We start from the raw sequence: 11,759 nt of genomic DNA, 5'->3' as shown, positions 1-11,759 counted from the left end.
CTTTTTTATATGGCTTGCTTAGAAGCCTGAGCCCGGTTGCTGCAAAAATACCGCCTCTTTCGGTGTGCTGGTGCGACCCAGAATGTCGTTGCGGTGGGGGAAGCGGCCAAAGCGTTCGATGATCACCTGATGGCGGCGGGCAAAGTCGGCAAAGCCCGCGAAGGTTGCTTGCGCCGGTGTGCCAGCCTGCTCGGCAGCCAGTGCCTCGAACAGCGCCACACTTCTGGCCTGTTGTTCGCGGGATTCGGCATGTTCCAGCGGCAGATAGAAGAAGACCCGCTCCAGTGGCGAGAGGGATTTGTCCGCCCCGATGGATAGCCCTTTCAGGCAGAGATCCCTTGCCAGCGGATCCTGGGCAAAGGCCGCAGGCGTGCCACGACGGATATTGCGCGGCAGCTGGTCGAGCAGCAGGATCAGCGCCAGCCGACCGCTGGGGAGATCGGCCCAGTGGGCGAGACTGCCCTTGGCTGCCGCCTCTGCCAGCTCGCCAAAGCGGCTGGCCAGCAGGGCATCCGTTTTGCTGTTTTTTCCCCACCAGAGCGGGGCTTGCCGTGTGGCCCGCAGGACATCATCGGCTTCGTCGCCAAACCAGAGAGCGAGCAGAGGTTGCCAGGGTTGCATGGGAACTCCTTGAGGTGATTCAGAGGGAACCAGGAACAAATGGCTCAGGGGTGCTGCCGAAACGGCGGCTTCTCGTTACACTGTGCCATCTTTTGCCCGAAAGACGTAACCCCGATGGCGAGCACCGGATTCTTGGCTCGGCCGATGATGGCCTGCGATCGCCATGAGGTGGTCCTGTTGACCTTGGTGGTTATCGGGACGTACACCTCTCTCCCGGGGTTGTTCTCACTGATATAAGGAATCTTTGATATGGCCGGAACCAGTTTGTTGGCTCTGCTCGACGATATCGCCAGCGTGCTTGATGACGTGGCGCTGATGACCAAGATGGCGGCCAAGAAGACCGCCGGGGTGTTGGGGGATGATCTGGCCCTCAACGCGGAGCAGGTTTCCGGAGTGCGTGCCGAGCGGGAGCTGCCGGTGGTGTGGGCGGTGGCCAAGGGCTCATTTCGCAACAAGCTGATTCTGGTGCCCGCCGCCATCGCCATCAGTGCCCTGGTGCCCTGGCTGATCACGCCACTCTTGATGCTGGGAGGTACCTACCTCTGCTTTGAAGGGGCCGAGAAGCTGGCCCACAAGTTCCTGCCCCATGAGGCGAGTGAAGGTGAGGCACACACTGCTCCTATTCCCGATGATCTGGTGGCCTTCGAGCAGCAGAAGGTAAAGGGAGCGATCCGCACCGATTTTATTCTCTCTGCCGAGATCATCGTCATCGCCCTTGGCACGGTACAGGGAGCAAGCCTCGCGCTGCAGCTCTCGGTAGTGGCGGGCATCGCCCTGCTGATGACCATCGGGGTCTACGGGTTGGTGGGGCTGATCGTCAAGCTCGATGACATCGGTCTGCATCTGCTGCACAAGCCCGATGGCAGCACCCTGCGCCGCGCGGTGGGGCAGGGACTGTTGGTGACGGCTCCTCGTCTGATGCACCTGCTGGCACTGGTCGGCACCATTGCCATGTTTATGGTGGGTGGTGGCATTCTGGTGCATGGCTGGCCTTTTGCCCATCACCTGATTGAAGGCGCAGCCGCTGTTGTCGCCACCCTGCCCACAGTAGGGGCCGTACTGGCGGCGGTGACGCCGACCCTGCTCAACGCCGTGGCCGGTGTGGTGGCGGGTCTGCTGCTGGTTGCCGTGATGACGCTGGTGAGCCGTCTTGCCCCGGCCAAGGGATAAGCGAGCTTGCGGGCTATTGTCTCTTTTTTCCTCTCTTCATTTTTTGGCCTTCGGGTTGCCCGGTTTCGGACTTGCTGCCCACAGGTCTGTTGCGCCTCCCGATAAAGGCCTTTGCGAGAAGCTATGTATCAACAACAGTGGAATAACGACCATATCTACCCGGGCCTCGACAGCACCGAGCTGGAAGCGGACATGCGCGCAGCCCGCCACGCGCTGGAAGAGCTGGCCAGCTATATGGCAGGTCTGGACGAGGTGCGCGGCGATGACGCTGCGCTGCAGGATTTTTTGCGGGAAGTGCGGCTGCGCGCCCGTGATATTCGCCATATCGGCTGGAACGTCGCCATTCTGGCGGCGTGTCGCGGCAGTCAGGATGCGCGGGATCCGCAGGCCAAACAGCTGGCGTCCCGTGCCCGCGCCCTTAATGCCGATCTGTTCAAGACGCTGGCGCCGGTGGACGATCTGATGCTGGCGTTGTCGGAAGAGGAATTCGCCGCGCTGATGGTGGATCCGCTGCTCGGTGAAGAGGCGTACCGCCTGCGCCATGAGCGTCGTTTACAGGATCAGCGCCTGCCGGTGGCGGCGGAGCAACTGGTGATCGGCCTTGGCACAGATGGCTTGCACGCTTGGGGCAACCTCTACAACGATCTGGTGGGCAAGATCCGCTTAACCATTGATGGCCGCGAGATGGGGCTGGCCGAGGCGAGCAATCTGCTCTCCAGCCCGGTGGGGGCCCTGCGTCTGGAAGCCTTTGATGCCATCAGCGCCGGTTGGGAAGGGGAGCAGGAGACGGTTGCCTCCATCCTCAATGCCCTCAACGGCTGGCGGCTGGAGCTGGCCCGTCAGCGTGGCAAAACCCGTGTGCTCGATGCGCTGGATCTCTCCTGCCACCAGAGCCATATCGAGCGCGCCACCCTCGATGCCCTGATGAGCGAAACCTGGCGGGCCCGTGGGCTGGGTCAGCGCGCCCTGGGGCTGATGGCTGCGCGGCTCGGACTCGACGAGCTGGGGCCTGAGGATCTCTTTGCGCCGCCTCCGGCCGCCAGCAGCCGCGACATTCCTTTTGATGAGGCGATCGCGCTGATTGCCGATGCCTTTAGCCGTTTCGATCCCGAGATGGGGGAATTTGCCCGCATGATGGCCGAGAAGGGGTGGATTGATGCGGCGCCTACGCCAAATCGCCGCACCGGTGCCTACTGCACCAAGTTTGCTGCGCCGGTGGAGCCGCGGGTCTTTGTCACCTATGCCGGTACCATGGACAATGTCATTACGCTGGCCCATGAGCTGGGCCACGCCTGGCACAACTGGGTCATTCGCGATCTGCCGATGAGCCAGCGCAGCTACCCCATGACGCTGGCGGAGACCGCCTCCATCTTTGCCGAAACCCTGGTGCGCAGCGCCCTGTTCGAGCAGGCACAAAGCCCGGAAGAGAAGCTTGCCATCGCCTGGGCGGAGGCCGATGGCGCAGCCACCTTCCTGGTCAATATCCCGGCTCGCTTCGATTTCGAGCAGGCCTTGGTGGCCGAGCGAGTGCAGGGCTATGTGCCCGCAGAGCGGCTCAAGGCGCTCACCGACGAGGCGTGGGGACGCTGGTATGAGGGGAGCCTGACCCGCTATCACCCCATGTTCTGGGCGGCCAAGGCGCACTTCTCCATTGCGGGGCTGGGCTTTTACAACTACCCCTATCTGTTTGGTTATCTGTTCAGCCTCGGGGTCTATCAGCAGTTGATGAGCCGCAAGGCGGCGGGGGAAGAGGGCGTTGCCGAGGCGTATCGCGCCTTGCTGCGCGATACCGGCCGGATGAGCGCCGAAGATCTGGTGGCGAAACATCTGGGGCAAGATATCCGTGAGGCCGCCTTCTGGCAGGGGAGTCTGGCACAGGTAGCGCAGGCGGTGGAACGCTTCGAACAGCTGCCAGCCTGATGGGTTGAGTGGCGATGTGAACAACAGGCCCCGGACAGTCTCGCTGTCCGGGGCCTGTTTGTTATGCCTGCTCCTGCTCCGGTTTGATGGGACCAACGAACAGAGGACGGGTCTGGTGACTCAGATCAGGCTGATAGCCGTTGAAGAAGAGGTTGAGCAGCACCGAGCTGATGGTGGCCAGCAGGATACCGCTATGAAAAAGCGGTTGTAGCTGCGCCGGAAGCTGTTGGAAAAAATTCCCGGAGACCGTCGGGATCATGCCAATTCCGAGACTGATGGCGACGATATAGAGGTTGTGGCGGTTGCTGTTGTAATCGGTGCGCGCCAGGATGCGAATGCCGGTGGCCAGCACCATACCGAACATCACGATACCGGCGCCCCCCAGCACGAAGGGCGGGATGGAGGCGACCAGAACCGACATCTTGGGGATGAGGCCAAAGGCGAGCAGGATCCCCCCCGACATCACGCAGACCCAGCGACTCGATACCCCGGTCACGCTCACCAGACCGATATTCTGGGAAAAGGAGGTGTGGGGGAAGCTGTTGAATATCCCACCAATAATGGTGCCGATGCCATCCACCCGCAGCCCGCGCACGATATCACCGCGCCTGGCCGGATGGCCGACGATGTCGCCAAGGGCCAGAAACATCCCCATCGACTCGATAAAGGTGATGAGCATGATCACCGTCAGAGTGGCGATGGAGATGGGATCGAAGGTGGGCCAGCCGAAGGCGAAGGGCACTATGGGGGCAAACCAGGCCGCCTCGCCGAGGCCATCCAAGCTTACTTCGCCCATGGCGATGGCCACCACGAAACCGAAGATGATCCCGAGCAGCACCGAGATATTGCTGAAAAAGCCCTTGGTGAAGCGGGTCACCAACAGGATAAAGACGAGCACCAGGAAGCTGGTGCCGATATAGCGCAGGCTGCCATATTCCGGATTACCCTTGCCCCCCGCCATCCAGTCGATCCCCACCTGCATAATGCTGATCCCGATGGAGGTGATAACCACTCCGGTCACTACGGTGGGGAAGAGCGGCATCAACCTACCTATCAGCGGCACCAGCAGGGTCGAGATGATACCGGCTGCAATGGTGGCGCCGAAGATGCCCGTCAGCCCCAGATCCGGGTTGGCTCCGATGGCCAGCATCGGCATCACGGCGGCAAAGGTGACCGACATGATGACCGGCAGCCGGATCCCGGCAAAGCGGCCAATCCCGACACATTGCAGCAGGGTGACGATGCCGCAGCAGAAGAGATCCGAACTGATAAGGTAGGAGATTTGATCCTTGGGCAGCCCCAGACTGCCGCCAATCACCAGCGGCACCGCCACGGCGCCGGCGTACATCACCAGCACATGTTGCAGGCCCAGGGTAAATAGTTGGCCCATGGGGAGTATGCGCTCCACTTCATCCACCGGGCGCTTGCGCGCACCCGGTCGGGGGGAGGGGGGATTGGTCTCGTTCATGAACAGATCACTCCTTGAAGCCCGTGCAACTGCTGCAGGCAAGATAGTGAAAGCCGCAGCTTTCCCGGTCATTGATCTCGTGTATTGACAGAGGTGCCAGATCCCTCGGCAGTAGTGAGAGGGATCCGGTGCAGCACGGGTCAGTGCACAAAACATGCACAATGCCGCTCACGAGAGAAAACGTTTGGCGATAACGCCTTGTTTTTGCGGGATGAGTCACATACCGGTCAGATAAGTGTCCGGCTGTTGGCAGGGGAAGGAGGTGGGGGCATCTCAGATTGGTAAGGGGTTTATCATTATCGGTCTGGCGATCTCACTTTGATAGCCGGGCACCATAACGTTGCTCGCAATGTGCCCCTCTGCATGTGACGGCGCTCGCGGGCCGCAGGGCGCAATCGGGGGCGGGGGCGTGATCCAAAGCAAGAAAGTTGGATGTTTTGGTGGCGCACGGGGCCGCCGCTGGGGTAGTTTCGATAAAACCGACACAGATCCTGAGGTCTTATCCATGATCATCTATCTGCATGGCTTTGATGCCACCAGCCCAGGCAATCACGAGAAAGTGCTGCAGTTGCAGTTTATTGATGATGATGTGCGTTTCGTGCACTACAGCACGGTTCACCCCCGTCATGATATGAGCCATCTGCTCAAGGAAGTGAAAAAACAGCTCGATATGAGTACCGATCCCAAACCGCTGATCTGCGGCGTGGGTCTTGGTGGCTACTGGAGCGAGCGGATCGGCTTTCTGTGCGGCATTCGCCAGGTGATCTTCAACCCCAACCTCCATCCGGAAGAGAACATGCAGGGCAAGATCGACCGGCCGGAAGAATATGACGATATCGGTACCAAGTGTGTAACTGAATTTCGTAAGAAAAATTCAGGAAACTGCCTGTGTATCCTTTCCGTTCAGGATGAAGTGCGCGATAATCGGGACACTGAACGTGAATTGAAGAACTATTACGACATCGTGTGGGATGAGCGCGAGACTCATAAGTTCAAAAATATCTCGCATCATCTGCAGCGGATGAAGGCCTTCAAAGAAGCCTGATCCATCACGTCGACCGATTTCGTTTTAGGGAGCCAATGGCTCCCTTTCGTTTTGAGGAACCGAGGAAAATCATCATGATGAATATTGTCGTTGTAGGCGGCGGCGCCGGTGGCCTGGAGCTGGCCACCAGTCTGGGTCGCAAGCTTGGCAAGAAGAACAAGGCCAAGATCACTCTGGTCGATCGCAACCGCACCCACCTGTGGAAACCCCTGCTGCACGAAGTGGCCACCGGCTCCATGGATGCTGGCATCGATGCCCTGAGCTACCAGTCTCACGCCAAGAACCACGGTTTCGACTTCCAGCTCGGCACCCTGACCGACATCAAGCGTGACGATAAACGCATCGTGCTGGCCCCGATCCACGACGACAATGGCGACATCGTGGTCAACGAGCGCGAACTGCCCTACGACTATCTGGTGATGGCCATCGGTTCTGTCTCCAACGACTTCAACACCAAGGGCATCAAGGATCACTGTATCTTCCTCGATAGCCCCTCCCAGGCGCACCGTTTCCACAACAGCATGATGAACCGCTTCCTGCAGTTCGCCACCGAATATAAGCCGGGCGACAAGGTGAAGATTGCCATCGTCGGCGGCGGTGCCACCGGCGTCGAGCTCTCTGCCGAGCTCTACAACGCGGTCGAGCAGCTCTACGCCTACGGCTTCAAGAACCTCACCACCGACAGCCTGAAGGTGACCCTGGTGGAAGCGGGCCCGCGCATTCTACCGGCTCTGCCGGAGCGCATCAGCGGCGCCGCCCATCAGGAGCTGGTCAAGCTGGGTGTGGATGTGCGTACCGCCACCATGATCACCGAAGCGACTGCCGAAGGTCTGCACACCAAGGATGGCGAGCTGATTGAAGCTGACCTGATGGTGTGGGCGGCAGGCATCAAGGCGCCTGACTTTATGAAGGATATCGCCGGTCTTGAGACCAACCGCATCAACCAGCTGGTGGTGAAAGAGACCCTGCAGACCACCCGTGACGAGAACATCTTCGTTATCGGTGACTGCGCTGCCTGTCCGCAGCCGGATGGCAAGTTTGTGCCGCCGCGCGCCCAGTCTGCCCACCAGATGGCCAGCCAGGCATTCAAGAACATTCTGGCCAAGATGAACGGCGGCGAGATGAAGCCCTACCTCTACCACGACCACGGTTCGCTGGTGTCCCTCAGCCGCTTCTCCACCGTGGGCAGCCTGATGGGCAACCTGATGCGCGGCTCCATGATGGTTGAGGGCTACATTGCCCGTCTGGTTTACATCTCCCTCTACCGGATGCACCAGATCGCCCTGCATGGCTATGTCAAGACCGGCCTCATCATGCTGGTGGGTCGCATCAACCGGGTACTGCGCCCGACCCTGAAGCTGCACTAAGCCAAGGTTTGACAGAATTCGGAATACCAAAAGGAGAGGCGATGGCCTCTCCTTTTTTATGGGCGCAGATCAGGAAAGAGAGCGTTACTTGCCCAGATAGGTACGGTCGAAGAAGGTATTGACCCAGTGAGGGCGGTAGATGGCCAGCACCGTCATCGCCATGCCGTTGAGCAGAGCTTCGGGGAACAGCAGCAGTGGCCAGATGGAGAGGTAATCCGCCGTGATGGTGTGCCAGGGGTAGCTGTCACTTAGCCCCATCAGCAACGCACTGGCGGCCACCTTGACCGAGATGGTGATGGCGCCGCCGAGAAAGGCGGCCACGAAGATATAGACAAAGAGATGGCGCGGCAGCCAGGCCCAGCTGGCCAGAAACAGCAGCCAGCTGGTGGCTACCGGCAGGGCGATGCCCACCAGCGCTTGCCAGCCAAAATCGGCAAGATTGGTGACACCGAAGTAACTGAGCACCAGCAGGGTCAGACAGGGGGCTAGCAACGCCAGCCGCCAGCCCAGCAGCAGGGTGAGGGAGGTGAGCCCGAGAAAATGGACCTCCAGCCCCTCATGCAGACCGGCCCTTAGATACCAGAGCGGCACCAGCGCGATGGCGCTGCCCAGCAGCAGGTGCTGATAGAGGGGGTTGTCATGGAGGGTCTGCCACAGGGAGCGGCGCAGGCTGAAGGCCAGCAGTACCAGCCAGATCAGGAGGGCGGCGAGTTGTCCTTCACTCATCTTGTCATCCATTCATGCAGTAGAGTCCGGGCGGCCTTCCCGACCGCCCATAGCAGAGCAGGCTGACGAGTCAGCCTGCTTTTACCATCAATATTTGACGTTGTTGTGGTACTTGCCGAGGATGCCCTTGACCCGTTCCATGGTCTCCTTGCTGGGGGGCTTGATCCCGCTCAGCTCGTACGGGTCTCCCAGCACGTCCCACTTGTGTTTGCCCAGCTCATGGTAGGGGAGCAGCTCCACCTTTTCCACGCTCTCGCCCAGCTCGGCGATGAACTGACCCAGCCCTTCGGCGCTCTCGTCGTCATCGCTCCAGGTCGGTACCACCACGTAGCGGATCCACATGGTCTTGCCTTTGGCTGCCAGATAGCGGGCAAACTCCAGGGTGTATCTGTTGCTGACGTGGGTCAGCGGAATGTGTTTCTCGTCATTGATCTGTTTGATGTCGAGCAGCACCAGATCGGTCTGGTCGAGCAGCTTGTCCACCTGTTCGTCGAGATGACGGACGAAGCCGTTGGTGTCGAGACAGGTGTGGATCCCTTTCTCTTTGCAGGCGGTAAAGAGTTCGGTAATGAAAGCCGGTTGCAGCATGGCTTCACCGCCGGACGCTGTCACGCCACCGCCGGAGGCATTCATGAAGTGGCGATAGCTGGTGATGTCACTCATCAACTCCGGTACGGTCACTTCGCGGCCACCTTCGGTATCCCAGGTATCGCGGTTGTGGCAGTACTTGCAGCGCATCAGGCAGCCTTGCATGAATACGATAAAGCGTATTCCCGGGCCATCGACAGTGCCGCAGGTTTCGACGGAATGGATCCGGCCAACGGTGCCGTGAGCTCCGGCTGGCTGGCTGATTTCAACGGCTGGGATCCGATTAATGACAGACATAAACAACTCCAACGATTCGAGCAGGCCGTTATTTTATTACATAAACCCCTATTGATCCTACACCTTTAGTCCGGCGCCCGGCTGCCAAGCTGCTGCTCCAGCCCCTTGACGGTGAGCGGCCGACTGGTGAGAAACCCTTGATAATGCTGGCATCCCAGCGCTTTGAGGATGGCCAGCTGCGCCTCCTCTTCCACCCCTTCGGCGGTGACGGTAAAACGGAAGACCTGGGCCAGATCGAGTATCGCCTTGACGATGGCTCTGTCCTGTTCGCTGTGTACAAGGGTCTGAATGAAGCTTCTGTCCAGCTTCACCTCGTCGGCGGGCAGATCCCGCAGATAGGCCAGCGACGAGTAGCCGGTGCCGAAGTCATCGATGGAGATGAGGATGCCGAGCTCCTTGAGCTGGCGCATTCTGGCGATACTCTCCTGCCGATTCTCCAATACTACCGATTCGGTCACCTCCAACAGCAGGCGGGAGGGGGGCACACCGGTATCGCACAAGATGTACTCCACCTGTTGTACGAAGCCCTGGGTGTGGAACTGGCGGGCACTGACGTTGACCGACAGATGGGGGATCTGCAGGCCACGGCTGAGCCAGAAGCTGTATTGGGCACAGGCGGTCTTCATCACCCAGTAGCCGATCTCGAGGATCAGGCTGGTCTCTTCGGCGATGGGGATAAACTCCCCGGGCGGCACCATGGTGCCGTCGCTGCGCTGCCAGCGCAGCAGCGCCTCGATACCCGACAGCGAGCCATTGTCGACTCGGTATTGCGGTTGATAGTGGAGTTGCAGCTCGTGGTGACGAAGGGCATCGCGCAGCTCATTGGTGAGGGTCAGCCGGTTCTTCTCATGCTGGGCCATCGCCTCGGTAAAGAAGACGTAGTGGCCCTGACCGGCGCGCTTGGCCATGTGGGTTGCGGTGTCGGCCTGTTGCATCAGGACCAGATGATCCGTCTCGTTGCCGGAGAAGAGGCTGATCCCCACCGAGGCGCTGCAGTGCAGCTTGTGATCGCCGATGTCAAACGGAGTGCGAAACAGCCCCATCAGCTCGCGGGCGAAGTGCTCTGCCAGAATTTTGGCGGTGACCTCGCCTTGTCCCAGCTGGGTAAAGAGCAGGGCAAACTCATCCCCCGAGATGCGCGCCTGCACCAGATTGTCCTGGGGCAGCTCCCTGAAACGCTGCACCACGGCCTGCAGCAGCAGATCGCCGCAGGCGTGACCGAGAGAGTCGTTGATCGACTTGAAGTTGTCGAGATCCACCAGCAGCAGGGCGCCCCACTGGTCGTTGGGGGCGCTCAGGGTCTGCTGCAAAATATGGTTGAGGCTGCGGCGGTTGTGCAGACCGCAGAGATCGTCGTAGTAGGCGAGCTGCTCGATATGTCTGGCCGCCTCTTTTTCCTGGGTGATGTCGTAGAAGCTGCAGATGAAGTGGCTGAGCTCCCCCTGCTCATCCTTGACGCCGTTCACCATCAAGCGCACTGGAAAGAGGTGACCATCCTTGTGCAGGCAGCGCTCTTCCCCGAGCCAGAACTCCTGCTCGTTGACGGTGCGGCTGACATCCTCCTTGAGATGATCCCCGTAGTAGGTGGGACGCAGCTTGCGAATGGAGTGACCGATCACCTCTACCTCGCCAAATCCGGTGATCCGGCTGAAGGAGTGGTTGACCTTGAGGATGATGCCGTTGTGATCCATCACGATCAGCCCATCGTGGGTATTAAAGGCTACCTCGGCCAGCCGCAGGGCATCGTCGGTGGCGAGGCGCTTGAGCTCGATGGCTGCCCGCTCGTGCTGGCTGCTCAACAGATCCAGCAGCTGCTCGGGCTCCTCAAGAGGGGTATCGAGCAGCAGGGTGATCTGGCCAATGGGGGCGCCGCTCTGGCCATGGAGCGGAATGCCGATGTAGGCGCTGGCATTGAGGGCCAGCAGCCGGGTCGCCTTGGGATAGCGCACGGGCAGATCTTCCACATAGATGGCCTGACCGTGCTGGAACAGCTCCTGAGCGGGGCCGGGGTCGAGCTGGATGGGCTTGAGGGTGGAGCAGATCTCCTCGTTGATGACGCAGCGGGGGATGATCCAGAGATCCTGGCCGCGGGGTTGGAACTCGCCGATCCAGCCCACCCGGGCACCGCTGGCGCTCATGGCCCAGCTTACCAGCGTCTTGCAGTAGTCGATGCCGGTCTGCTGGTGCAGTTCGGGCGGGAGGGCCAGCTCGGCGCGGTGCTCTTCCGGTTGCGGTTGCCAGTGGCCGAGCAGCTGGGCGCTGCTGCGCACCAGCTGCAACATCTCCTCGCTAAGCGGGGTGGGATCGAGATACTCCAGACTCAGCACCCCGAACAGCTTGTCCTGCTCCAGCAGGGCACCATCAAGGCGTGAGCGCACACCGGCACTGGTCAGATAGAGGTGATTGCTCAGCATCGGCTGGTGGGCGGCCTCCGAGAAACTCAACGCTTTGCGGGTACGCAGGGCGCGGATATAGCGGCTGTCACCACGAATGGGGTAGAGCGCCTCGACCCCCAGGGTGAACACCGGGGTGAGTTGCTCGCTGCCGAGATCGCCGT

General features: G+C 60.4%; 9 protein-coding genes. 4 read left to right on the top strand and 5 right to left on the bottom strand.

From position 1 onward, the window contains the following. Positions 1 to 18: 18 nt before the first annotated feature. On the bottom strand, positions 19 to 621 hold the full coding sequence (locus tag DBR30_RS19165) for a DUF924 family protein (RefSeq protein ID WP_108588481.1): 603 nt from the start codon (positions 619 to 621) through the stop codon (positions 19 to 21). 249 nt (positions 622 to 870) lie between these two features. On the opposite strand from DBR30_RS19165, the gene DBR30_RS19155 reads away from it, so the two are divergent. Both DBR30_RS19155 and DBR30_RS19150 read left to right on the top strand, forming a co-directional pair. Continuing rightward, entirely contained in the window at positions 871 to 1,791 is a 921-nt protein-coding gene (locus tag DBR30_RS19155; protein ID WP_108541275.1) for a DUF808 domain-containing protein, read from the top strand. Positions 1,792 to 1,914: 123 nt separating this feature from the next. Next, on the top strand, positions 1,915 to 3,711 hold the full coding sequence (locus DBR30_RS19150; RefSeq protein ID WP_181363631.1) for a M3 family oligoendopeptidase: 1,797 nt from the start codon (positions 1,915 to 1,917) through the stop codon (positions 3,709 to 3,711). A 61-nt stretch (positions 3,712 to 3,772) separates the two neighbouring features. On the opposite strand, the gene DBR30_RS19145 is transcribed toward DBR30_RS19150, so the two are convergent. Beyond that, positions 3,773 to 5,179 (bottom strand): nucleobase:cation symporter-2 family protein, encoded by a 1,407-nt coding sequence (locus DBR30_RS19145; protein ID WP_108541273.1) that lies wholly within the window; start codon positions 5,177 to 5,179, stop codon positions 3,773 to 3,775. A gap of 505 nt (positions 5,180 to 5,684) precedes the next feature. Between DBR30_RS19145 and ycfP the strand changes: the two genes are divergently transcribed. Both ycfP and DBR30_RS19135 read left to right on the top strand, forming a co-directional pair. Further along, the gene (ycfP, locus tag DBR30_RS19140) at positions 5,685 to 6,224 is read left to right on the top strand and encodes an alpha/beta hydrolase YcfP (RefSeq protein WP_005334000.1); all 540 of its coding nucleotides are present in this window, start codon (positions 5,685 to 5,687) and stop codon (positions 6,222 to 6,224) included. A 74-nt stretch (positions 6,225 to 6,298) separates the two neighbouring features. Further along, the gene (locus tag DBR30_RS19135) at positions 6,299 to 7,591 is read left to right on the top strand and encodes an NAD(P)/FAD-dependent oxidoreductase (protein WP_076492161.1); all 1,293 of its coding nucleotides are present in this window, start codon (positions 6,299 to 6,301) and stop codon (positions 7,589 to 7,591) included. Between the two features lie 84 nt (positions 7,592 to 7,675). On the opposite strand, the gene DBR30_RS19130 is transcribed toward DBR30_RS19135, so the two are convergent. The 3 genes from DBR30_RS19130 to DBR30_RS19120 form a co-directional block, all read right to left on the bottom strand. Beyond that, complete coding sequence (locus DBR30_RS19130) at positions 7,676 to 8,317, bottom strand: energy-coupling factor ABC transporter permease (RefSeq protein WP_108541272.1); 642 nt, start codon at positions 8,315 to 8,317, stop codon at positions 7,676 to 7,678. Positions 8,318 to 8,404: 87 nt separating this feature from the next. Beyond that, on the bottom strand, positions 8,405 to 9,202 hold the full coding sequence (pflA, locus tag DBR30_RS19125) for a pyruvate formate lyase 1-activating protein (RefSeq protein ID WP_005333994.1): 798 nt from the start codon (positions 9,200 to 9,202) through the stop codon (positions 8,405 to 8,407). 65 nt (positions 9,203 to 9,267) lie between these two features. Beyond that, positions 9,268 to 11,759, bottom strand: a 2,492-nt coding sequence (locus DBR30_RS19120) for a sensor domain-containing phosphodiesterase (protein WP_108588480.1), incomplete at its 5' end; no start/stop codon positions are given.

Source organism: Aeromonas sp. HMWF017, from assembly GCF_003061465.1.
In the GTDB taxonomy this organism is placed as follows: Bacteria; Pseudomonadota; Gammaproteobacteria; order Enterobacterales; family Aeromonadaceae; genus Aeromonas; species Aeromonas veronii.
Note: the sequence above shows the minus strand (reverse complement) of the source record. Positions and strands in the feature narration are given on the sequence as shown.

What these genes read in the sequence shown, in the direction of transcription:
- DBR30_RS19135 (WP_076492161.1), top strand. Translation starts at nt 6,299, where the DNA reads ATGATGAATATTGTCGTTGTAGGCGGCGGCGCCGGTGGCCTGGAGCTG.
- DBR30_RS19145 (WP_108541273.1), bottom strand. Translation starts at nt 5,179, where the DNA reads ATGAACGAGACCAATCCCCCCTCCCCCCGACCGGGTGCGCGCAAGCGC.
- DBR30_RS19130 (WP_108541272.1), bottom strand. Translation starts at nt 8,317, where the DNA reads ATGAGTGAAGGACAACTCGCCGCCCTCCTGATCTGGCTGGTACTGCTG.
- DBR30_RS19155 (WP_108541275.1), top strand. Translation starts at nt 871, where the DNA reads ATGGCCGGAACCAGTTTGTTGGCTCTGCTCGACGATATCGCCAGCGTG.
- pflA (WP_005333994.1), bottom strand. Translation starts at nt 9,202, where the DNA reads ATGTCTGTCATTAATCGGATCCCAGCCGTTGAAATCAGCCAGCCAGCC.
- ycfP (WP_005334000.1), top strand. Translation starts at nt 5,685, where the DNA reads ATGATCATCTATCTGCATGGCTTTGATGCCACCAGCCCAGGCAATCAC.
- DBR30_RS19150 (WP_181363631.1), top strand. Translation starts at nt 1,915, where the DNA reads ATGTATCAACAACAGTGGAATAACGACCATATCTACCCGGGCCTCGAC.
- DBR30_RS19165 (WP_108588481.1), bottom strand. Translation starts at nt 621, where the DNA reads ATGCAACCCTGGCAACCTCTGCTCGCTCTCTGGTTTGGCGACGAAGCC.